The 23206-nt window shown below is 36.6% G+C and carries 25 protein-coding genes, 2 rRNA genes and 1 other RNA gene; 16 read left to right on the plus strand and 12 right to left on the minus strand.

The window, feature by feature from the left end:
* The first annotated feature begins 13 nt into the window (after window positions 1-13).
* From CHB68_RS14415 to CHB68_RS14430, 4 genes are all read left to right on the plus strand, one after another.
* On the plus strand, window positions 14-1027 hold the full coding sequence (locus tag CHB68_RS14415; protein ID WP_089261860.1) for a DUF368 domain-containing protein: 1014 nt from the start codon (window positions 14-16) through the stop codon (window positions 1025-1027).
* Window positions 1005-1754: a shikimate dehydrogenase family protein gene (locus tag CHB68_RS14420; protein ID WP_089261862.1), complete on the plus strand. Its 750-nt coding sequence runs from the start codon at window positions 1005-1007 to the stop codon at window positions 1752-1754. The genes CHB68_RS14415 and CHB68_RS14420 overlap by 23 nt, the downstream gene beginning before the upstream one ends.
* A gap of 147 nt (window positions 1755-1901) precedes the next feature.
* Window positions 1902-3908 (plus strand): DUF349 domain-containing protein, encoded by a 2007-nt coding sequence (locus CHB68_RS14425; protein WP_089261864.1) that lies wholly within the window; start codon window positions 1902-1904, stop codon window positions 3906-3908.
* A 64-nt stretch (window positions 3909-3972) separates the two neighbouring features.
* A complete protein-coding gene (locus CHB68_RS14430; RefSeq protein WP_143815216.1) occupies window positions 3973-4299 on the plus strand; it encodes a hypothetical protein in 327 nt (108 codons plus the stop codon).
* A gap of 53 nt (window positions 4300-4352) precedes the next feature.
* Here the strand turns inward: CHB68_RS14430 and rny are convergent, their stop codons facing one another.
* The 4 genes from rny to CHB68_RS14450 form a co-directional block, all read right to left on the minus strand.
* The gene (rny, locus tag CHB68_RS14435) at window positions 4353-5921 is read right to left on the minus strand and encodes a ribonuclease Y (protein WP_089261868.1); all 1569 of its coding nucleotides are present in this window, start codon (window positions 5919-5921) and stop codon (window positions 4353-4355) included.
* 49 nt (window positions 5922-5970) lie between these two features.
* A non-coding RNA gene (gene ssrS / locus CHB68_RS14440) (6S RNA) lies at window positions 5971-6080 on the minus strand.
* A gap of 60 nt (window positions 6081-6140) precedes the next feature.
* Entirely contained in the window at window positions 6141-6434 is a 294-nt protein-coding gene (locus CHB68_RS14445; RefSeq protein ID WP_089261870.1) for a cell division protein ZapA, read from the minus strand.
* A gap of 12 nt (window positions 6435-6446) precedes the next feature.
* Window positions 6447-6737, minus strand: a complete 291-nt coding sequence (locus CHB68_RS14450; protein WP_089261872.1) for a hypothetical protein — start codon at window positions 6735-6737, stop codon at window positions 6447-6449.
* Window positions 6738-6932: 195 nt separating this feature from the next.
* Between CHB68_RS14450 and CHB68_RS14455 the strand changes: the two genes are divergently transcribed.
* Genes CHB68_RS14455 through CHB68_RS14465 form a run of 3 tightly spaced genes read left to right on the plus strand, consistent with a single transcriptional unit; the run spans window position 6933 to window position 11757 of the window.
* Window positions 6933-8624, plus strand: a complete 1692-nt coding sequence (locus CHB68_RS14455; RefSeq protein ID WP_089261874.1) for a M23 family metallopeptidase — start codon at window positions 6933-6935, stop codon at window positions 8622-8624.
* Between the two features lie 4 nt (window positions 8625-8628).
* On the plus strand, window positions 8629-11094 hold the full coding sequence (locus CHB68_RS14460; RefSeq protein WP_245838949.1) for a carboxypeptidase regulatory-like domain-containing protein: 2466 nt from the start codon (window positions 8629-8631) through the stop codon (window positions 11092-11094).
* Between the two features lie 9 nt (window positions 11095-11103).
* Window positions 11104-11757 carry a hypothetical protein gene (locus tag CHB68_RS14465; protein WP_089261876.1) on the plus strand — a complete coding sequence of 218 codons (654 nt, stop codon included), beginning with the start codon at window positions 11104-11106 and terminating at the stop codon, window positions 11755-11757.
* A 1-nt stretch (window position 11758) separates the two neighbouring features.
* Here the strand turns inward: CHB68_RS14465 and CHB68_RS14470 are convergent, their stop codons facing one another.
* The gene (locus CHB68_RS14470; protein ID WP_089261878.1) at window positions 11759-12907 is read right to left on the minus strand and encodes a cysteine desulfurase family protein; all 1149 of its coding nucleotides are present in this window, start codon (window positions 12905-12907) and stop codon (window positions 11759-11761) included.
* Between the two features lie 112 nt (window positions 12908-13019).
* Here CHB68_RS14470 and CHB68_RS14475 point away from each other — a divergent pair, with 112 nt between their 5' ends.
* Window positions 13020-13523, plus strand: coding sequence for a hypothetical protein (locus CHB68_RS14475; protein WP_089261880.1), 504 nt, complete (start codon window positions 13020-13022; stop codon window positions 13521-13523).
* A 1-nt stretch (window position 13524) separates the two neighbouring features.
* Here the strand turns inward: CHB68_RS14475 and CHB68_RS14480 are convergent, their stop codons facing one another.
* Window positions 13525-14067, minus strand: coding sequence for a Smr/MutS family protein (locus CHB68_RS14480; protein WP_089261882.1), 543 nt, complete (start codon window positions 14065-14067; stop codon window positions 13525-13527).
* A gap of 58 nt (window positions 14068-14125) precedes the next feature.
* Between CHB68_RS14480 and CHB68_RS14485 the strand changes: the two genes are divergently transcribed.
* From CHB68_RS14485 to CHB68_RS14495, 3 genes are read left to right on the plus strand one after another with little or no spacing between them, the layout of a single operon-like run.
* Window positions 14126-14431 (plus strand): DUF2752 domain-containing protein, encoded by a 306-nt coding sequence (locus tag CHB68_RS14485; protein WP_089261884.1) that lies wholly within the window; start codon window positions 14126-14128, stop codon window positions 14429-14431.
* A gap of 15 nt (window positions 14432-14446) precedes the next feature.
* Entirely contained in the window at window positions 14447-14785 is a 339-nt protein-coding gene (locus tag CHB68_RS14490; protein ID WP_089261886.1) for a CCC motif membrane protein, read from the plus strand.
* 2 nt (window positions 14786-14787) lie between these two features.
* Window positions 14788-15087 carry a CCC motif membrane protein gene (locus CHB68_RS14495; protein WP_245838950.1) on the plus strand — a complete coding sequence of 100 codons (300 nt, stop codon included), beginning with the start codon at window positions 14788-14790 and terminating at the stop codon, window positions 15085-15087.
* A gap of 46 nt (window positions 15088-15133) precedes the next feature.
* On the opposite strand, the gene rocD is transcribed toward CHB68_RS14495, so the two are convergent.
* Entirely contained in the window at window positions 15134-16414 is a 1281-nt protein-coding gene (gene rocD, locus CHB68_RS14500; protein WP_089261888.1) for an ornithine--oxo-acid transaminase, read from the minus strand.
* A 218-nt stretch (window positions 16415-16632) separates the two neighbouring features.
* On the opposite strand from rocD, the gene rlmD reads away from it, so the two are divergent.
* The 3 genes from rlmD to CHB68_RS14515 are packed head-to-tail and all read left to right on the plus strand — an operon-like array spanning window position 16633 to window position 19301.
* On the plus strand, window positions 16633-18054 hold the full coding sequence (gene rlmD / locus CHB68_RS14505; RefSeq protein WP_089261890.1) for a 23S rRNA (uracil(1939)-C(5))-methyltransferase RlmD: 1422 nt from the start codon (window positions 16633-16635) through the stop codon (window positions 18052-18054).
* Window positions 18055-18079: 25 nt separating this feature from the next.
* Window positions 18080-18553 carry a DUF6452 family protein gene (locus CHB68_RS14510; RefSeq protein WP_245838951.1) on the plus strand — a complete coding sequence of 158 codons (474 nt, stop codon included), beginning with the start codon at window positions 18080-18082 and terminating at the stop codon, window positions 18551-18553.
* Window positions 18534-19301: a DUF6048 family protein gene (locus CHB68_RS14515; RefSeq protein ID WP_089261894.1), complete on the plus strand. Its 768-nt coding sequence runs from the start codon at window positions 18534-18536 to the stop codon at window positions 19299-19301. Before CHB68_RS14510 ends, CHB68_RS14515 begins: the two co-directional genes overlap by 20 nt.
* Here the strand turns inward: CHB68_RS14515 and CHB68_RS14520 are convergent.
* The gene (locus CHB68_RS14520; RefSeq protein ID WP_089261896.1) at window positions 19296-19526 is read right to left on the minus strand and encodes a hypothetical protein; all 231 of its coding nucleotides are present in this window, start codon (window positions 19524-19526) and stop codon (window positions 19296-19298) included. The two genes, CHB68_RS14515 and CHB68_RS14520, sit on opposite strands and share 6 nt — an antisense overlap.
* Window positions 19523-20692, minus strand: coding sequence for a THUMP domain-containing class I SAM-dependent RNA methyltransferase (locus CHB68_RS14525; RefSeq protein ID WP_089261898.1), 1170 nt, complete (start codon window positions 20690-20692; stop codon window positions 19523-19525). The genes CHB68_RS14520 and CHB68_RS14525 overlap by 4 nt, the downstream gene beginning before the upstream one ends.
* Before the next feature lie 94 nt (window positions 20693-20786).
* On the opposite strand from CHB68_RS14525, the gene CHB68_RS14530 reads away from it, so the two are divergent.
* Together CHB68_RS14530 and CHB68_RS14535 are read left to right on the plus strand one after the other, a co-directional pair.
* Window positions 20787-21458, plus strand: coding sequence for a ZIP family metal transporter (locus tag CHB68_RS14530; protein WP_089261900.1), 672 nt, complete (start codon window positions 20787-20789; stop codon window positions 21456-21458).
* Window positions 21459-21884, plus strand: a complete 426-nt coding sequence (locus CHB68_RS14535) for a DUF4268 domain-containing protein (RefSeq protein ID WP_089261902.1) — start codon at window positions 21459-21461, stop codon at window positions 21882-21884.
* Window positions 21885-21915: 31 nt separating this feature from the next.
* Here CHB68_RS14535 and trhA read toward each other — a convergent pair whose 3' ends face one another.
* From trhA to CHB68_RS14550, 3 genes are all read right to left on the minus strand, one after another.
* Window positions 21916-22530, minus strand: a complete 615-nt coding sequence (gene trhA, locus CHB68_RS14540; RefSeq protein WP_315897759.1) for a PAQR family membrane homeostasis protein TrhA — start codon at window positions 22528-22530, stop codon at window positions 21916-21918.
* A 141-nt stretch (window positions 22531-22671) separates the two neighbouring features.
* Window positions 22672-22783, minus strand: a 5S ribosomal RNA gene (rrf, locus tag CHB68_RS14545).
* 169 nt (window positions 22784-22952) lie between these two features.
* Window positions 22953-23206: ribosomal RNA gene (locus CHB68_RS14550) — 23S ribosomal RNA — on the minus strand; the annotation flags it as partial.

A 23206-nucleotide genomic window follows, 5' to 3' on the forward strand; every position in this document is an offset into this window, starting at 1 on the left:
GCAATAAAACTACATGAACCATCCCAGATCCTTAACCGATAAAATTTTCTTGGTCATAAAAGGATTATGCATGGGTACAGCCAACAAAGTACCCGGCGTATCTGGGGGCATCGTTGCCTTTGTCGGAGGGTTTTACGAGGAATTTATATACTCGCTTCAAAAAATCAATGCAAAGGCGTTCAAATTATTGATCGGCGGAAGATTTAAAAGCTTTTATAGATATATAAACGGACCCTTTTTAACCCTGTTGATCTTTGGTATGCTCATAAGTTATTTCAGCATATCCAAACTACTGGATTATTTTTTGGTCAAAAAAGAATTACTGGTTTGGTCCACTTTTTTTGGTATGATATTAGGTTCTATCTATTATATAGGTAAGGATTTTGATTATTGGAAAAAGAAAACCTTTACCGCTGCACTCATAGGATTAGGTATTGGTGTGGCCATTAGTTTTTTGAGTCCGGCAAAGGAAAACGACAATTTAATATTCATATTTCTATGTGGTATGATCAGTGTATCCGGCATGACCTTACCAGGACTTTCGGGTTCTTTTATATTAATTCTCTTGGGCAATTATGTGCTGCTTTTAGTAGATTCCGTAAATGCCCTGTATGATACTTTTTCAGAAATAATTGTTGGTGATTTTAGCTTCACTTCTAATAGTGAACGATTGCATACCTTAAAAATATTAGCGGTGTTTACATTGGGCTCCGCAACAGGCTTGGTAACATTATCACACGTATTAAGTTTTGTCCTAAAACATTATAAACATATTACAACTGCCACCATATTAGGTTTTATTACTGGTTCTTTGGGCGTAGTATGGCCTTGGAAAAAAACAATTTATAAAATTGGTGAAGATGGCAATGTATTACTGGATTCCAATGGAAAAAGGATAATCATGAACTATGAACGTTTTCTACCGGACATGGGCATTTTAGAAAATTGGACCGCTATTTTATTTATCGTTATTGGTATTAGCATTTTGTTACTTTTAGATTGGTATGGAAAAAACAGAACAACATAAATTTGGCTTGGTAGGAAAGAATATTTCGTACTCTTTCTCCCGGGGATATTTCAAAAAAAAATTCCAAGATTTAGGTCTTGAAAATTATAGTTACGAAAATTTTGACTTGAATTCCATAGAAGTGTTTCCATCAATATTTTCAAAAAACAATACAATTAGCGGACTCAATGTAACCATTCCCTATAAAGAAGAGGTTATTCCTTACTTGGACCATATTGATCATGCGGCTCAACAAATTGGAGCGGTGAACACCATAAAAATTGATGAGAATGGCCTTACAGGCTTTAATACGGATGCCTATGGTTTTAAAAACGCCATATTGCCCCACATACAACCTCACCACAACGATGCATTGATATTGGGTACCGGAGGCGCTTCAAAAGCAATAGCTTTTGTACTTGATGAATTGGGAATTGATTATAGATTTGTATCAAGGTCAGGCAAAAAAAATGGTTTTAGATATGATGAGTTAACTGGTGATACTATCGAAAAACATACCTTGATCATTAATTGTTCTCCTGTAGGAACCTTTCCTAATATAGAGGAAAAACCTGCCTTACCCTATACTTCTATTGGCCAAAAACATTTATTGTTCGACCTTATTTATAACCCGGAGGTTACGGCATTTTTGCAAACGGGTAAATTAAATGGAGCACGTATTTGCAACGGGTTAAGAATGTTAGAGTTGCAAGCGGAGAAAGCATGGTCTATTTGGAACAATATTTAATAAAGAAAAAAACACTATAGTCTAAAATGAATAAAAAAACACAATCCTAAAGCCTGTCAATGCACCGTAGGCCAATACTAAAAATAGACGCTAATACTTTGCAATTCTAGGGGTAGTCACTATCTTGTAAACATATAATTAAGGAATATGTCCGAGGATAAAGAACACCAATTACCAGAATCATCAACAGAAGAAAATTCTACTACGGATACTTCAAGTAACGTTGCGGAAGGTCAAGATGTACAGAAGGAAATTACAGAAGAGCAAAAAACGGAAGAATCTTTAGATTCAGCCGCAAAAGAACCTAATGCCATAGATGAAATAGATGAGTCCAATGCAGAGGACGCGGAAGATGAAGATACCGTAAAAAGACATGAAATACCTATGCCGGATTATCATGAAATGAACATGGAAAACCTGGTTGGGGAACTGCAACGCTTAGTTAAAAATGAAAAGGTACAGGCCATACGTAAACATGTAGATTCCATTAAAGATGAATTCAACCAAAAGTTCGATGAATTTATAGAAGAAAAAAAGGAAGAATTCATAGCCAATGGTGGAAATGAAATTGACTTTAGGTACAACTCCGTTGACAAAAGACAATTCAACGAAGTGTATGCAGAATATAGGGAGAAAAGAAATCAGTATTACAAAAGCTTAGAAAAAAGCCATAAAGAAAATCTCGCCTATCGGTTAGATTTAATAGAACAGTTAAAAGCTTTGGTAAATGTTGAGGAGGATATTAACACAACCTACAACAACTTTAAGGACATACAGGCCAAATGGAGGCACGCGGGTCCTATACCTAAGGCCAATTACAACAATGTTTGGAAAACGTATCACCACCACATTGAAATTTTTTATGATTTCTTAAATATCAACCGGGAATTAAGGGATCTTGATTTTAAGCACAATCTGGAAGAGAAAAGCAAAATAGTCACAAGAGCTGAAGAACTTGCAAAAGAACCAGATTTAAATAGGGCCTTTAGGGAATTACAAGTATTACATAAAATTTGGAAAGAAGATTTGGGACCGGTTGGCAAAGAGCATCGGGAGGAAATCTGGGGCCGCTTTAGCGCGGCTACCAAAACTATTCACGAAAGAAGACAGGACTATTTTAAGAACCTTGATCAAATCAAGGAAGAAAATTTAGAGCGCAAGAATGCCATCATAGAAGAAATAAAGGAAATAGCATCTTCTGTTTCTTCCAATCATGGTACTTTGCAGCAACAAATAAAAAAGATTGAGGAATTAAGGGAGACATTCTTTAAGGCCGGCCAAGTTCCCCAAAAGGTGAATTCAAAAACATGGAATGCGTTTAAAAGCGCAGTACGTGAATTCAACCAAAACAAAAATGCCTTTTACAAAAACTTAAAAAAAGAACAACAGGAAAACCTGCAAAAGAAAAGGGAGCTCCTTGATTTGGCTATATCATTAAAAGATAGTGAGGATTGGGATGTAACCACCTCAGAAATGAAGCGTATACAAAGCCAATGGAAAAAGATAGGCCATGTTCCGCGTAAGTATTCAGATAAAATTTGGAAGGATTTTAAAAATGCCTGTAACCATTATTTTGACAGATTAAATGCACTTAAGAATGATGCATTTAAGGAAGAAGAAGAAAATTACAAGAAAAAAGATGCCTGTATTGAGCGTCTAAAGGATTTTAAATTGAGCGGCGAAAAAGAAAAGGACCTCGCAGCTATTAAGGAATTTACAGAAGAATGGAAAAAAATTGGTAAAGTTCCGTTCAAGAAAAAGAACATTAACCAAAAATTCGACAAAATAATTGATGCCTTGTTCTATAAATGTGGAGTTAGCAAGCAAGAGTCTGAACTGTTGAAATATGGTAATAAAATTCAACAGCTCAAAACAACGGATAACCAAGAACAGGCAATTCAAAACGAACGCGCTTTTATTAGGAAAAAAATAGATGAGAGCAAGAGCGAAATAAGGCAGTTGGAAAACAATCTTGAATTTTTCTCGAATGCATCTGAAAGCAATCCGTTGGTACAGGATGTGATAAAACGAGTCAATCAGCATAAAGAATCGCTAGCTGCTTGGAAAGCGAAATTGAAAAAATTGAATATTCTCAAAAATAATTTGACCAAGGATGTAGATGAAAGTGAAGGTGTTGCCGGTGAGGAAGAATAAAAACAAATGTAGTTGACCGCAATTCTGAATAGTATTAATCGATAGTATTAAGGTCAACATTATCATGAAGCATCTTATACTTTTGTCAATTATGTTCGTTATAGGTGTATTTAATAGACCCCTATCAACAAATAACATAGTTCCCTATTCATTTCCCCAAGAAAATACCCAAGAGAATGCCTATATCATTCTTATGGACCAATGTAATGGTTGTCATATTACTAAACAAAGAGGTATGGTGTTTACTCGTGATAATATGAATCGTTATTCCTTGGCTATAGAACAGCAAGTATTTGTAAAGAAAAGAATGCCAAAAGGCAAAAAGAATAAGCTTACCTCAACAGAACTGAACAAGCTTAGATTATGGTTGGATAGCTTAAATAATCATTGACATAAAAAAAGCCTCTATCAATAAGAAGCTTTTTTTCACTATATGATTTATTATTACTTGGCTACATTCACCGCCCTAGTCTCCCTGATAACCGTAACTTTTACTTGACCAGGATAGGTCATATCCGTTTGAATTTTTTGTGAAATCTCAAAGGACAATTGTGCTGCCCTTTCATCATTTACTTTTTCGCTCTCAACAATAACCCTTAGTTCTCTACCGGCCTGTATAGCATAGGCTTTCTGCACCCCGCTAAAACCAAATGCAATTTCTTCCAAGTCTTTTAAACGTTGAATATACGAATCCAATACCTGTCTTCTAGCACCTGGCCTAGCACCGCTTATGGCATCACAGACCTGTACTATTGGAGCTATAAGAGTCTTCATTTCTATTTCATCATGGTGTGCTCCAATGGCATTACAGACCTCAGCTTTTTCTCCAAATTTCTCCGCCCATTGCATACCAAGGATAGCATGCGGAGTCTCCACTTCATTTTCAGTATTGGGCACTTTGCCAATATCATGCAATAGACCTGCTCGTTTGGCAATTTTAGGGTTAAGCCCAAGTTCAGATGCCATAACACCACACAATTTAGCCACTTCCCTAGAGTGCTGCAACAAATTTTGGCCATATGAAGAACGATATTTCATTCTACCCACGGCGCGTATAAGTTCAGGGTGCAATCCATGAATACCTAAATCAATGACCGTACGCTTACCAATTTCAACAATCTCCGCCTCTATTTGTTTCTCGGTCTTTTTAACTATTTCCTCAATTCTAGCCGGGTGTATTCTACCGTCTGTCACTAATTTATGTAACGACAATCTTGCCACTTCTCTACGTACAGAATCAAAACAGGAAAGGATGATAGCTTCAGGAGTGTCATCAACAATGATTTCCACACCAGTAGCCGCCTCCAATGCCCTAATGTTCCTACCTTCCCTACCAATAATTCTACCCTTAACGTCATCAGATTCAATATTGAATACAGAAACACAGTTCTCTACTGCTTCTTCCGTACCAATTCGTTGAATGGTATTGATAATGATCTTACGGGCTTCTTGTTGGGCGGTAAGTTTGGATTCTTCTACCGTAGATTGTATAAAGGCCATAGCGTCTGACTTGGCAGTCTCCTTAAGGCTTTCCACCAATTGATTTTTAGCTTCATCTGCAGAAAGTCCAGATATGACCTCTAGTTGCTGAACTTGGCTTTTATGCATCTTGTCCAGTTCTTCGTGTCTTTTTTCAAACAAGGCCCTTTTCTGCTCTACTTCCTTTAGTTTTCCGTCTAATTGGGAGTTCATTTGCTTGTTTTTGGCAAGCTCGCTACTTACTTGAGATTCCTTATCTCGCGTACGCTTTTCCGCCTCGCTAATTTTTTTGTCCTTCCCGTAAATTACTTTTTCATGTTCGGCCTTTAGTTCTAAAAACTTTTCTTTGGCCTGTAATATTTTTTCCTTCTTAATGCTTTCCCCTTCCTTATTAGCTTCCTTTATAATGCGCTCAGCATCTTTCTTTGCATTTATTATGGTTTTAGAGGCTTTCCCTTTTTCCAAAAATTTTGCTATTGCAAAACCGATTGCCAGCCCAACTATTGCGGCAATAATTATCATTGTACTATCCATAGTCTAATTAATTAATAAAAAAAAAGCCCACATTGGAGAAGTTTTGATCAAACTCCGGTAAACAGGTTTAGGGCTAACAGACTGATCAAGGATCCCTATACGAGTAGGGCCTGCTTTTACAATCTAAACTCACCCTTTTTAAAAAAATAAATGTTGAGTTTGTCAAAAGGTATTACCAATGTGGGCAGTAACTTAATGTATTTTAAAGAACGTTTTTTTTTACAAAGCCAATTTAGAGTTCACCAAATCGTTCAACGCTTTTAAACGTTGTTCGGCCTCTTTGGATCCTTCCGTTTGCTCAATGCCGTTTTGCTCAATTTTAGATGCAAATTGCAGGGCACACATGGCCAATACATCTTGCTTATCTCTAACTGCATAATTCTGCTCAAATTTTTTGGCCAACTGTTCAATATTTTTAGCGGCCTTTCTTAAACCTTCCTCTTGCGCAGGATCGATCGTCAACGGATATACCCTATCTGCAATAGAAAGTTTTATTTTGAGCTTTTCTGACATATTTTATAGACATTATTCTGAAAGTTGGGCTATACAATGGTCCAACTCCCGTATCAATGTATTTATTTTAAGCTTAGCTTCTGTTTTGTTTGTATTACTGCCAAGCATTGAATTTGCCAGTTTAAGAGAATTGTACTTCTCTTCCCATTCGGATACCGTTTTACTTGCATTCTCCTGTGAAGATTTTATATTCTTCAATTCCTTTTCCAACTCTAAATTAGCCTTGTTCAGCACTTCCAGCTTATGCAACAATTTGCTAATTTTATCTTCTAAGGAATCAACGATTTTAATCAATTCGCCCATACATCAAAATCAATGCGATTTACACAAAGTTAACATAGATTAGATGACTTAGCAATAGTTTTGTGAAATATTCCAAAATGAACTGTAATTAAATTGACAATTATATAGCCAAGATGTCTTTATAAAAATTTTAGCACGGGCAACTTCATAGAATTGTGGTTGTTTAATTATTTTCGCACTATTGCAATCTACCATATGAAAAATTCACCCTGCGTCCTATTCTTTCTTTTTTGTCTAACATTACTAGGTCAAGAACAATATCCTAAGGATGTTTTTGGCCCTCCAATGGACATACCTATTATTTTGGCCGGGACGTTCGGTGAGCTACGTTCCAATCATTTTCATGCGGGTCTGGACATCAAGACACAGCAGCGGGAAGGAATTCCGGTCAACGCCATAGGTGACGGAACGGTTACCCGTATTAAGGTTTCCTTATGGGGATATGGCAAAGTGCTGTACATTGCCCACCCAAACGGCTACACCTCGGTATATGGCCACCTACAGAAGTTTTCACCTACCATAGAAGCCTATATTAAAAAACTCCAATATGAAAAAAAATCATTTGAGGTTGAAGTTTTTCCTGATTATGGGGAAATAAAGGTCACCAAAGGAGAATTAATTGCATATAGCGGAAACACGGGTGGCTCTGCTGGTCCACACCTACACTTTGAAATTAGAAGTAGTATATCAGAAAAGCCAACGAACCCGTTTCTTTATGGAATGCATGTAGCTGATGCAACAAATCCTATTTTGGAAAAACTATTTGCATATCCGTTAAGCGACAACGCGCACATTAATCATAACCAAGAAAGGACACAGATCAATTTTAGTAGACAGGATGATGGCACCTATTTGGCAGATAAGGTCGAAGCCCTTGGAGAAATAGGTTTTGGATTCATTGGGTATGATAGATTGGATATGGCTGCAAATAAAAACGGGGTTTACTCCGTAGAATTCAACGTCAACGGAAAAATTTATTCGCTATATAATTTTGAGTCGTTCTCATTTGGCGAAACCAGATACATCAATACATTGATAGACTATGATTATTATGGTAGGCATAGGCAGCGCATACAGAAAAGTTTTAAATCTCCCGGTAACAACTTAAGCATTTACAAGGAGCTTTATAATGAAGGTAAGGTCAAAGTAAATAAAGGGCTTAGCTATACTGCTAATCTAATCATTAAGGATTATGCCGGTAACACGGTTAAACTTGCCATTCCTATTGAAGGGAAGGAAAATCAAGGCCCCAGCACAAACAATGATAACGTGACCGATAATTTTTTGGTAGCCAAAAAGCCAAATAACTATGACTTGGGGGGCGCAAAAGTCTATTTTCCTGCAAATACATTTTATGAAGATTTTTATATCGATTTAAAAAAAGGTGCCGATACGGTTACCATACATAGCAATACTGTACCGGCCCATAGGAATTTCACTATTACTTTTGACGCATCAAAATATCCCAAGGAAACGCACAAACAGTTGTTCATTGCAAGATTGAACGATAAAATACAGCCAAATTTTACCAACACATACAAACGCGGCGATCTGTTTACCGCACGTACCAGAAATTTGGGAACCTATACCATTGCACAAGACACTACACCGCCAACCATTAGAACAAAAAATTTTAAGGAAAAGCAATGGCTCAACAACTACAAATACCTTAGTGTAAGCATTGCGGACGATTTAAGCGGAATTGATTCATATACGGCAACTTTGAACGGTGAATGGATATTGATGGAATATGAACCTAAACGCAATACATTGACGTATAATTTTGATGATAAGATTGCCGACCAAACGCAATGTGTTCTTAAAGTGACCGTTACAGATAATGTAGGCAATGTAAGTACGCTTACCACCTCTTTTTATAGAAAATAGATATTTGAGACCATTTAGTGTTCTGGGGGCTATCATAGTATTGTGCAACACCATTGTTTTTGCGCAAAATGCCACCATTACGGGTATTGTGTTGGATGAAAATAACAACGCCTTGTCCAACGTAAATATTTCTGCTGGAACTTTAGGAACCACCACAAATGATATAGGGTATTATTCGCTAGAGCTTGTTGCGGACCAAGAAAACACTATTATCTTTTCCCATATTGCATTCAAGGATGTAGTGTTGGAAAATTTGATTCTTACTACGAACGACATATTTGAGTTTAACCCAGTACTAAAAAATAATACCATACAAATTGGTGGCGTAACGGTATTGGCAAACGGAGAACGGGCAACAGAAACAATTTTAAATATCGCCCCCGCAACTATCAGAAAAATCCCAGGAGCCAATGCGGGAGTAGAAACTATTTTAAAATTACTTCCAGGCGTAAATGCCAATAACGAACTTTCCACCCAATATGCGGTAAGGGGAGGCAATTATGACGAAAATTTGGTCTATGTAAACGAAATTGAAGTGTACAGACCTTTTTTAATAAGGTCTGCCCAACAAGAAGGTCTTAGTTTCGTTAATAGCGACCTTGTCCAAAATGTTAAGTTTTCCGCAGGAGGATTTCAGGCCAAGTACGGAGATAAATTATCTTCTGTATTGGATATCAAATACAAGACCCCTACGGTATTTTCCTTACGTATGGAAGGCAGCTTTTTAGGGGCACAAGCTAGTGTGGAAACTGTATCTAAAAATGGCAAGTTCAGTAGCTTATCCGGTTTAAGATATAGGAATAATGCCTTATTGGTCAACACCCAACAGACACAAAGCAATTTTAATCCTTCATTTACGGATGTACAGAGTTATTTAACCTACCGGTTCAACCCAAAATTTAAATTGGATTTTTTAGGCAATTTGGCCCTTAACGATTATGTTAACGAGCCATTGAACAGGCAGACCAATTTTGGCACCTTAGAGAACCCACAAGCTTTAATCGTTTATTATGAAGGGTTGGAGAAAAACAGATATACCACAGCATTGGGGGCTTTAAAAGGTACGTATCAATTAAATGAAAATACGGTTTTAAAGCTAATATCTTCGCTATACCATACTACTGAAGAGGAATACTCAGATGTTATCGCAACCTATGGTCTGGGCCAAGTAGACAGCAATTTTACCAGTGAGACCATGGGCAGTGCATTGAACCCTAGAGGCATAGGCTCTCAATTTAATAGAACCCGAAATGACTTGGACGCCCTAATTTTAAATGTTGAACATAAAGGCTCCCATACAATGAACAACTCCATTCTTGAATGGGGTACAAAATATACCCATGAAGATATAAGGGACCAATTAAGGGAATCAGAATTTATAGATTCTGTCGGGTTTTCAATTAGACCTCCACGACCAGAATTTGTAAACAATCAACCTTTAGACCCTTACAATGCTCCCTTAGTTGCCTATAACAGTTTAAACGCCTTAAATTTTGTTCAGACCGACCGTTTCTCCGGTTATGCGCAATTTGGTACACAAAATAAATGGAACAAAGCCAATGTATATTATAATCTAGGTATAAGATTTCATCATTGGTCCGTTAGCGATGATACCGGTGAACAAGTATCCCAAACCGTATATAGTCCAAGGTTACAATTGGCCCTTAAACCAGATTGGAATAAGGATATGTTATTCCGGTTTTCTACGGGACTCTACCACCAACCACCATTTTATAGGGAATTAAGGGATGTTACTGGTGTGGTTATACCTTCGGTAAAGGCACAAAGGGCAATACATTTTGTTCTTGGTAGTGAGTACAGTTTTCTTTTATGGGAACGGGCCTTTAAACTATTGGGCGAGGCCTATTATAAAAAATTGGAACATGTAAATCCCTATACCTTAGAAGATGTGCGCATTCGGTATAGTGCAAATAATGATACGGAGGCCTATGTTTACGGTGCAGAGTTACGTATGAACGGGGCGTTTGTACCTGGAACAGAATCTTGGATCAGTGTAGGTTATTTAAAGACTGAAGAAAACAGGAATAACCGGGGTTATATTTCTAGGCCTACAGATCAACGCTTGAAAATAGGAGTACTGTTCCAGGATTACATTCCTAAAATTCCAGATTTAAAAATGTACCTTAACCTGGTTTATCAAACCGGTGTACCGGGAGGTTCGCCCAGCTATGCAGATCCGTATATTTTTCAGAATAGATTAAGGGATTATAAACGTGCAGATTTAGGAATTTCCTATATTTTTGTAGGCAAGGACAAGCAATTTCCTGCCACGCATTGGTTACACGCCTTTAAAGAGCTAAGCCTAGGGTTTGAAATCTTTAATTTATTCAACAACCAAAACTCCATAACCAATACATGGGTTAGAGATGTGGACAGTAAGAACGAATTTGCCGTGCCCAATTATTTAACATCAAGGGTATTGAATCTAAAATTAGGAATACACCTTTAAAATTAACAGATGAAAAGAATACTTTTCTTATTGACCACATTGTACTGTATAGCAGCCCTTGGACAAAAGAACATTTATGAAAGCCCAAATTTTGATGAATTAAGTGAAGATCATGCCGTATTGGCCATAATTCCTTTTCTAACAAATCTAGACCTTAACGAACCCATTTCCAGGGAGGAACAAAAAAGACTTGAAGAAAATGAAGGATATGCTGTACAAAATGCTTTGGAAACTTATTTTTCCAGAAGAAGTAAAAAGAAAAAGTTACCGGTAAAGTTTCAGAATATAAAAAATACTACCGCTATTTTGGCACAAAACAATGTAACCTATGAAAATATAGATGTCTACACCACCAAACAATTAAGTGAAATTTTGGGTGTAGATGGTATAATTAGCGGAACTTTAGATTTAAACATATTACTTTCTAGCGGTATACCTACAGAGTTCAGCTTTACAGATTATATTTCCGGTGGAGCAGATTATGGCCGAATTGGCATAAAGATCAGCGATGGCGACACTGGAAGACTGCTATGGAAATATGAAAAGGAGATTAATAAAAAAACTGGCAAAAACACCACGGACCTCATTGACCGTATGATGAAATTGGCCATTAGAAAATTTCCATACGAAAGGGAAAGAAAACGAGACCGCAACAAAAATTAAACTAACTTTCTATTATATCCTTGAGCACCTTAATGGTGTAATCAATTTCCTCCCTCGTGTTATAGGTAGAAAATGAAAAACGCACAGATGGTTTTTTCATGTCTTCCTTGGACAAAATTTGGGTAAGGACATGACTACCGGTATCGCTCCCTGATTGACATGCACTTCCTTTTGAACACGCTATACCTTTAATATCCAAGTTGAACAAAAGCATCATAGCCTTATCTTCCGTAATGGGCAAACAAACGTTCACCAACGTATAGGTGCTTTTTTCCATATCTGCGGAATGTCCGTTAAATTTGGCTTCCGGTATATCCTTTCTTACCTGTTCTATAAAATACCTCTTAAGTCCTTCAACATATTTCTTTTCCGTTTCCAAATTATCATAGGCGTGCACAAACGCTTCTTGGAGACCAACAATATTATGGAAAGACTCCGTACCTGCCCTGAGCCCACGTTCTTGAGACCCTCCGGATATCATACAGCTCATACCTGAATTTTTTCGGATAAAAGCAAAACCAATACCTTTAGGCCCATGAAATTTATGAGCTGCTGCAGCTAGAAAATCTATTGGAAACTTTTTTACATCCCATTCATAATGACCTAAAGATTGAACAGTATCGGAATGTACCAAGGCATCGTATTTTTTGGATAATAAGGTAATCTGTTCCAAATCTATTTTATTGCCTATTTCGTTGTTCACATGCATAAGGCTTACCAATTTTTTAGAACCATTGCTTTTCAATAGTTCTTCCAAATGCAACAAATCAGGATTGCCATAAGCGTCCAAATTAACATATTGCAATTCTATAAGACCTTTTGCTTCCAGTTCCTCTACCGTATGTAGTACTGCATGATGTTCTATTCTAGTAGTGATTATAGTCTTTACCCCTAGATCACGCACCGCACATCTTAATATCATGTTATCCGCCTCAGTACCTCCACTGGTAAAAATAATTTCAGAGGGCTGTGCATTAATATATTTGGCAATTGTCTTTCTTGCACTTTCTATGGCCGTTTTCGCTGTTCTGCCAAAACTATGTGTAGAAGAAGGATTTCCGTAGGAATTAGCCAATGCATCCTGCATTTTTGAAATTACCTTAGGGTGAACCTGTGTTGTTGCCGCATTATCTAAATATACCTGTTTCATCAAAGCCTGCTCTAATAAATAAAGAACAAAAATAGCTCAAATAAAGTTAATTTACCCATAAATGGAGGGTGTGCTTTCCATGGGTTTATAATTTTTAAATTAAATTTGATGTATGAAAAAATACCTACTAATTGGTTGTTTATTTTTATTGTTTGCCTGTGACGATGGCGACCTTCAAATAGAAACGGTGGACTTTGATAGCATAGACAATGTCCAAAATTGTGGAACGTTATCCACATCTTCTACCAACGTGGTTTTTAAGATCAATGGTGACGAGTCCTTGATCATTACCTTGGCTAGCGGACTCCTAAAAAATGAAGTAACCACGACGGATAGGGAAAGTGCAGTTCCCGGAAACTCACAAGTAAGCTATCGTATATTTTCTGAAACCGTAACCAGTGCCTATTTTTGTGATGCACCACCACCACTTACACCAACGGTCATTGAAGAAATTGAGGCTGAAGGCGGCTCTGTTACCGTTAGTACTACAACGGCGGATAGCGTAACCTTTACGCACACTATCAAGCTAAGTGGCATTACATTTGTCAATGAAAACGGAAGTAGAATTACGGATCTGCAGATTAATGAGTTTGGTGAAGTAACTACTGGAGGATAATCTAAGGGTTTTGGTAGACATAAACTTCTGTTGCCCCTAGGCCATATTTTTGATACTCTGCATCATAATATTTAATATTCTCATATTTATTGAAAAGGTAACGTAGTTCTTCCTTTAGAATTCCTTCCCCTACTCCGTGGATAAAGACAATTTTTTGAATGCGTTTGGCTATGGCAAAATCCAATTGCCTTTTTGCGGTTTCCAATTGCAGGTTCAGAATAGCATAGTTGTCCAGTTGTTTAGGATTTTTTACCAATTGGTTAATATGCAGGTCCACTTCCATCTTAGGTGCGTTACGCTCTTTTGGCTTAACAATGGTAGATTTTTTCCGCTTTGGTATTTCCTTTTCTTTTTTAATGCGAGCAATATCAAAATTAGAGACACGTATATCGTTGGCCATTAACACAAGTTCATGGGGCTCATAGACTAGAGGAAAACCATCATCGCTAATGATTGTTATATCCTTACCGTTAATGGCATTTACCCTTCCCTTGATAACATCATCAATTGTTTCTACAATATCGCCTATCTGAAATTGAGACATGTTTTTATTTTGAATACACAAAAATAATGGTAATTTTCCAACTTAGAATTTCTATAAAATGCGATTAAGGGCATTATTTATTTATTTGGGGTTGGATAATTTTATGTTGCCCTGTTTCACCAAAAAATTAATAGGGATAGATTGCCCAGGTTGCGGTATGCAACGTGCCATACTTTTTTTGACCAAGGGAGAATTTATTGAGGCATTTAAAATGTATCCTGCCATTTATCCTATGCTATTACTTTTGGCTTTTTTGGGAGCAAACAAATTATATACAATAAAGTATGCTAACACCATTACAATAATTCTCATGATTAGCACCGTAGGATTTATATTGACCAATTATATATTAAAATTTATCTAACTAAACCTTTAAATTATGGAACAACAAAAATTACCTAATGTAACATTGATATTAGTGCTCGGCATAGCTTCAATCATTCTATGCTGGTGTTATGGTATTTTAGGGCTAATTCTTAGTATCATTGGTTTGGTACTTGCACTTAATACTACCAAGCTCTATAATGCAAATCCAAATGATTACACTAATTACTCCGCCCTTAAAACGGCAAAGCTGGTTACCATCATAGGTCTGGTACTGAACATTTTATTTTTACTGTTCATGATTTGGTTTATTATGTGGATCGGTTGGGATGTAATCATGAGTCAAGATCAAGAGCTTATACAGGAGCGAATGAACGAATTATTAAATCAATAATAATGGAAGAAAAAATTCCAGGTTCCAGTAATGCATTAACATTTGGCATTCTATCTATAGTATTGACCCTTTTCTGTTGTGGGCCTTTTGGTGCAATTTTTAGTTTCATAGGTTTGAACTATGCTAAAAAAGCAAAAGCTTTCCATGAAGCCAATCCGGGCAATTATAGTGGTTATGATAACATACAGACCGGTAGAGTGCTCTCTTATATAGGCCTGGCCCTTTCAGTTATATTATTAATACTTACCATTATTTATTTTGGATTGATCATTGCGTTTTTTGCTACGGCAGATTTCCAATAACCAATAGTAAGCAAAGAAAAATCCCCGAACATGTTCGGGGATTTTTTTATTGTTTAAATGTTTGCAAGGTTCTTATGATAATGGACACACAGTCCAACAACTCTGCTTTTGTCATAACCAAAGGTGGTGCAAAACGAATTATGTTACCGTGTGTTGGTTTAGCAAGAAGACCGTTTTCCTTTAATGCCATACAAATATCCCATGCAGTGGAACTTTCTTCTGTATCGTTGATAAGAATTGCATTTAAAAGTCCCTTGCCCCTAACACTTTTCACAAGGTCACAAGTAGGAATAAACTCATTGAGTTCTTTCCTGAAAATTTCACCTAGAACATAAGCGTTTTCAGCAAGTTTTTCTTCTTTGACAACACCTAGGGCCGCCATACCTACGGCCGCGGCAATTGGGTTACCTCCAAAGGTACTTCCGTGATTGCCTGGGCGAATTACATTCATGATGGCATCATTGGCCAAAACGGCAGAAACTGGGTATGCACCACCGGATAATGCCTTTCCTAAGATTAATATATCCGGTTTTACTTCTGGTTCTCCGCTACAATGTTTGTCCACACAAGAGCAATTACCGCATGTGGCAAGTAAACGACCCGTACGGGCAATACCTGTCTGTACTTCATCTGCAATGAACAATACGTTATATTTTTCACATAATGCCTTAGCACCTTTTAAATAACCTTCAGATGGCACATAAACCCCAGCTTCACCTTGAATTGGTTCAACCAAGAACCCAGCTACATTTTCATTGGTTTTCAAGGCCTCTTCCAGAGCCATTAAATTATCGTATTCTATTTTAATGAATCCGTCCGTATACGGGCCAAAATTCTTACGAGCCACCGGGTCATTTGAAAAGGAGATGATTGTTGTGGTACGACCATGAAAATTATTTTCACAAACAATGATTTCCGCAGCATTTTCTGCTATACCCTTTTTTTCATAAGCCCATTTCCTACATATTTTCAATGCGGTCTCAACAGCCTCTGCCCCCGTATTCATTGGTAAGAGCTTGTCAAAATGAAAAGTCTCCGTTGCATACTTTTCATATTTCCCCAACATATCATTATAAAACGCCCTAGAGGTCAAGGATAGCGTTTTAGCCTGATCAACCATTGCATTAACTATTGTTGGGTGACAATGCCCTTGGTTAACGGCAGAATAGGCCGAAAGAAAATCATAATACTTTTTTCCTTCCACATCCCAAACGAAAACACCTTCACCCCTGCTTAAAACAACAGGCAATGGGTGATAATTATGGGCTCCGTGTTTTTCTTCCAAGGCAATTGCATCCTTAGAAGTAATCTTTTCTAAAACTGACATGATAAAATTACTTTAAATAAAACTTTAGCAATTCCTTCTATACCTTTTTCCTTTCGAAGAGTCGAAAATTCAGCGTAGGAGAGAAATCATCCCTGTAGAATTCCAAAAATACAAATTAATGCTGTCATAATAAATAATACCGTCCAACGTATTTAATTACTTGTTAATACTATCAATAACAGTATTCGCAATCCAAAGAAACCTTTTATTTTTGCGCTATGCGAAAAAAGACAAAGCGACTGGTTTTTGAAAAGGTTACGGTCCTAGATGCGGCAGCCAAGGGTAAAACCATAGGAAAAGCTCCGGATGGAAGGGTAATCTTTTTAACCAATACCGTACCGGGTGATGTGGTTGATGTACAGACCACAAAAAAAAGAAAAGCATATTTTGAAGGTGTGGCGACCAATTTTCATACCCTATCGAAAAAAAGGGTTGATCCGGTCTGCCAACATTTTGGTGTATGTGGAGGATGCAAGTGGCAAGATATGGGTTATGAGCACCAACTTTTTTATAAACAAAAAGAGGTTGAGAATAACTTAAAAAGAATAGGCCATATTGAGCTACCGGAAGTAACACCGATCTTAGGATCAAAAGAACAATATTTCTATAGGAATAAAATGGAATTTTCATTTTCCGATAGTCGTTGGCTTACCTTGAACGAAATTCAGTCCGATCAACAGATAGAAGATAGAAACGCTTTAGGTTTTCATATTCCAGGAATGTGGGATAAAATTTTGGATATAAAAAAATGTCATTTACAACGTGACCCTTCCAATGCCATACGCTTACAGACCAAAAAATTTGCTGCGGTAAATGGCCTCACCTTTTTTAATCCAAGAAACCAACATGGTCTTTTACGAACATTAATGATCCGTACCACCTCTATTGGTGAAGTAATGGTAATGGTACAATTTTTTGAGGATGATAAAGAGAAAAGAGAATTGTTGCTAAACCATCTTACTAAAACATTTCCAGAGATAACATCCTTGTTATATGTTATCAACCCAAAACAGAACGACACCATTTATGATCAAGAAATTATTTGTTTTTCGGGTAGAGACCATATTTTAGAAGAAATGGAAGGGTTGAAGTTTAAGATAAACGCCAAATCTTTTTACCAAACCAATTCTGAACAGGCCTATGAATTATATAAAATCACAAGAAATTTTGCAGATTTAAAAGGTGATGAATTGGTATATGATTTATATACAGGCACAGGAACCATTGCTCAGTTCGTTTCTAAAAAAGCTAAAAAGGTAGTTGGAATTGAATCTGTACCTGAAGCAATTTTAGATGCCAAGGCAAATGCAGAGCGAAACAATATTGAAAACGTGGATTTCTTTGTTGGAGATATGAAAAATGTATTCAACGAACAATTTATAGCTCAAAACGGTGTGCCAGATGTAATCATCACTGATCCCCCACGAGATGGTATGCATAAAGACGTTGTTCAACAAATCTTGAATATTGCACCTAACAAAGTGGTTTATGTAAGTTGTAACAGTGCCACGCAAGCCAGGGATTTGGAACTTATGAAAGATATGTACAAGGTTACCAAGGTGCAGCCAGTAGATATGTTTCCACAAACCCACCATGTAGAAAATGTTGTACTTTTAGAAAAGAAAGAATTAGATGAGTAGGCTGCGAACTGTAATATTGTGTTTCTTGTGTATCATAGCAATATCCTCATGCGAAAAGGATGATATTTGTGTTGAAGGAGACACTCCTCTCTTGGTCATAGAGTTTTATAATATTTTGGACACTAGTGCTTTAAAAAATGTCCCCACCTTAAGAGTGGTCGGTGTAGGCCAAAATGTTACGGTCAATACAGTGGCGGACAGAACGGCTTTAAGTACCATCTCCATACCACTAAAGACGGATGCTGATATTACCAGCTTTATAATGATCAATAGTTCCGCCACTAACGATGAAGGTATAGAAACCGGAAATATAGATACGATAAACTTTTCCTATCAAAGAGTAGAAGACTTTCTTTCAAGAGGTTGTGGGTTTATTGTTAACTATGATGAATTACAAGCTACCATAACAACAGATTCCGAAAATTGGATTCAGGATATAGAAATAACAAGAAGTCAAGTAATCAATTCAGATTCTACCCATGTCAAGATTTTTCATTAATCTTTTTTTCATTTTCTTTAGCTGCTTGGCCATTTGCCAAAATAAGCCCATAGACCTAAATCCAAAAGATACGATTACCTATAAACAATCTTATGGATTACGTCTTGGAGTGGATTTAAGTAGAATCCTAAGAACATCTCTGGATGATAATTACAAAGGATTGGAATTGGTTGCTGACTATAGATTAACACAAAATTTATATATAGCCGCAGAAATAGGTAATGAAGAAAAGACCAAACAGGAAGACTTATATAATTTTACCACATCTGGTAGTTACATTAAGGTTGGGGTAAATAAGAACAACTATGCCAATTGGTATGGTGAGCAAAATTTGATTTATATTGGAGGAAGGTTAGCATTCAGTACATTTGAAAATACGCTTAACAACTATCAATATTTTGACACCAATCGTTATTGGAGCTCAGAGGATTTTTCGAGCGGATCGGATATACCTGAAAATTTTTCTGGTCTTTCCGCCACTTGGCTAGAGGCGGTCTTTGGCACCAAAGTAGAATTATTCAAGAACCTTTATTTAGGTGCTAGTATACGGCTAGGAATTATAATATCCCAAAAAGAAGATGACAGATTTCCAAATCTATATATTCCAGGATTTAATAAGGTTACTGATGATAGCCGATTTGGAGTAGGTTACAACTACAGTATTTCTTATTTTTTACCTTTTTACAAAAAAAATAAGAAGGCCACTACCCTGCCCGAATCAGAAGAGCCCAATAGTGGAGAATTATAAAACCCTAAAACCTTTAATAAAAATCCACTTCATTACCATTTTCTCCTTTCCTTCTTTATTTACCAAAGCAAATTTAGGTGCCAATAATGAAGCGGCAATGGCCGAAATCAAGGAGATAAAGAACGAATATTCCTTATACACAAAACCAATCCCAAAACGTAGGATTACAAACAGAACGGCAAAGCAAACAAAATTTAAGATCAGTACTTTATGTTTTAATTTCATTCTTTTGTATTTCCTTGATATTTAGCTTTCTTACTTCCTTCATACATTTCATACTTGACCAAGCGAGACTCCAGATGACTATTAAAAACCTTAATCTTGCGTGAAGGTCTTAAACCAACAAATTTTAAAGCCTGAAGATTACTTGTAATGAACCAGGCATTGGTACCAGGGTATCCTTGCTTTAAGGTATCCCCAATTGCACCATAAAAGTTTTCCATCTCAATATCCAATCGTTCTCCATAAGGTGGATTAAAACACATATGTAAAGTACCCTCCGTAGATTTTACGGTTTTAAAAAAATTCTTTCTCTCAACGGTAATATATTCCTCTAAATGAGCATTCTCAATATTATCCTGAGCCTTTCTCACTGCGGACGGAGCTTTGTCATAACCAATTATTTTATGATGAAACTCTCTGGTTTTTTTTAAACTGGCATCAGTGATTTTCTCAAATAATTCCGCATCAAAATCTGGCCACTTTTCAAAAGCAAATCCCTTTCTGTTAATATTAGCAGGTATATTACATGCGATCATAGCCGCTTCTGTCAACATGGTTCCACTTCCGCACATGGGATCCAGAAAATCACATTGTCCGTCCCAACCACTTAAAAGTAATAGCCCAGAAGCCAACACCTCATTTATGGGAGCAATATTCGTAGCCGTTCTATAGCCTCTTCGATGTAAAGAAGTACCTGAACTATCCAAAGATACATTACATTCATTATTATGGATATGGATATTAATACGTAAATCTGGATTCTTGACATCCACATCTGGTCTAGATCCATCTGTATCCCTAAATTTGTCCACTATGGCATCTTTCGCTTTTTGGGAAACATATAAGGAATGCGTAAAGTTATCGGAATTGACCGTAGTATCTATTGCGAACGTTTCCGAAACAGAAAGGTGTTCTGTCCAATCCATAGCATAGATTTTTTTATACAGGTCATTTTCATCCCTCACATAAAAAAAATGAATGGGCTTAATGATTTTTATTGCGGTTCGTAAGCATAGGTTTGCCTTGTACATAAAACCGGTATCTCCTTCAAATGAGACATTCCTAACGCCTTCTACCACATTACTAGCTCCAAGATTTCTAAGTTCTTTAGACAAAAGCTCTTCAAAACCAAATAAAGTCTTGGCGACCATTTTAAAATTATTACCCATATCCTTCTTTTCTCGTACCGCAAAAATACGCTAATTTTGAAGTCTGATTAATTAAAGTCCTAATTCCTTTAATTAAAGCCAAACCAGCATTTACATGATTTACTTATTACCCATTTTGGGAGTATTGCTTAGCTTTTTATTTGTAGTCATAGCAAAACCAAAAAAAAACGAATATTTTAAGCTATTATTGGCATTTAGCGGTGCGTTTTTATTGGCTTTGACAATTTTTGAAATGTTACCGGAAGTATATATAGATTCCGATGCAAAAACGATTGGGGTTTTTATCATGTTAGGAATTCTATTTCAGATTTTCTTGGAATTTTTTTCCAAAGGTGCGGAACATGGCCATGTACATATTTCAAAAGATAGATTAAACTTTCCTTGGTTATTATTTTTTAGCTTAAGTATACATTCCTTATTGGAAGGATTACCCATAGAAACCAATGATACTATTATATATGGTATACTGATACATAAAATTCCTATTGCCATAATTCTTAGCATATTTCTTTTAAGTTCAAAAATTAAAAAATTACATGCCGGATTTTTTATGTTGCTTTTTTCTATCATGACCCCGTTAGGTACATTTTTAGCCCATAATGTAGAATTTCTATCTACATATTCTGTCTATTTACATGCTTTGGTTATAGGAGTTTTATTGCACATATCTACCGTAATTTTATTTGAAAGCTCCGAAGGTCATAAATTCAACCTACATAAACTTTTGGTCATTGTTTTAGGGATAGTCATCGCATATTTTTTATAAATGTTCAGTAAAGAAGACTCAAGAAAATTACGAGAAGACTTTTGGATTTCTTTTGGAAAATCCTTCCCTGTTAAATGGACTTTATACAAGACAGGTATTAAGGGTCTTTCATTTAAGTTTCATTTTAATTTAAAAGCTGCAATGGTCTCTATTGATGTTGATACTGACTTTGACCAACGTATAAAAGTTTGGGACAAATTAGTTGCCTTAAAATCTATTCTAATTGATGACTACTTACCAAATGCTATTTATGAAGACTTTTATACTCTAGAAAATCAAAAAGAGATATCTAGAATATATGTTGAATTAAACGATGTATCTATCCACAATAAAAATAGCTGGAGAGAAACTATGGAGTTTTTAAACCAAACTATGTTACAAATTGAGAAATTTTATGAAGACTATATGGATGTAATAGATTCTTAATAGCATACAGCACTATAAAGTATTTTAAGATTTAAATGACATCTAAATAAATAAAGAACCAGTGACTTATTGCGCCTCCAAGTACAAATAGGTGCCAAATAAAATGATTATATGAAATTCTTCTAACGGCATAAAAAATGATGCCTATAGTATAGAATGCCCCTCCAAGCATCAACAGCTCTATTCCTACTTCAGATGTATTAGCTAGTAGATTCTGGAAATCAAATACGATTAGCCAACCCATAAGTAAGTACAAGAGCAATGACACTATTTCATATTTACCAGTAAAAAATAGCTTTAATATAGTACCTACAGCTGCAATTGCCCATACTGTAAAGAATATTTGCCAACCATTACCATTTATTAATGTTATTAGCGCAACCGGAGTATAAGTACCTGCTATGAGATAATAAATATTTATATGATCGAGTATTCTCATTCTCAACTTCCAAATTCTATTATCCATGGCATGATATACTGACGAAACAACCAGCATACTAATTAGAGATATACTATAAATTATAATTCCCCAAGTAGCATAGGGTGATTTATCCGTATTGCAATACATTAAAACTACCATACCAATAATAGCTAATAAGGCACCTATACCGTGAGAAATGGCATTAAATTTTTCCTCTTTATCCAATGAATTAAAATATGACATTTGTTTTATAAAATGTGTAGCTCTTAAATAAAGTATGATTTACAATATTAAATAAATTCCCAGATATATATTTGAATTTACGGCATAAAAAAAGCCCCTTACATAGTTGTAAGGGGCTTTCGAAAAAGGCGGCTACCTACTCTCCCACTTGGTATAGCAGTACCATCGGCGCAAACGGTCTTAACTTCCCTGTTCGGAATGGTAAGGGGTGGGCCCCGTCGCCATGGCCACCTAAGTTTTGGATCGGGATGTTCCCGATCGCGGCCTCCGCCGCAATATCGTTGACATGAATGGAACAGGATTCCTATAAAGGAAAGTAACACGTATAGTATTATAGTAACGTATGATAAAAAGAAAGAAGTAAAGACCCTCGTCCGCCCCGTTCCAAGGAACGGGACGAGCGTATGCGCAAGCCTGACGGGCAATTAGTACTACTCGGCTACGGACGTTACCGCCCTTCCACCTATAGCCTATCGACGTGGTCATCTCCCACGGCCCTTTAAAGAAATCTCATCTTGTGGCGGGTTTCGCGCTTATATGCTTTCAGCGCTTATCCCATCCCGACATAGCTACCCAGCGATGCTCCTGGCGGAACAACTGGTGCACCAGCGGTCGGTCCAACTCGGTCCTCTCGTACTAGAGTCAGATCCACTCAAAT

The organism is Maribacter sedimenticola, assembly GCF_900188415.1.
GTDB classification, from domain to species: domain Bacteria; phylum Bacteroidota; class Bacteroidia; order Flavobacteriales; family Flavobacteriaceae; genus Maribacter; species Maribacter sedimenticola.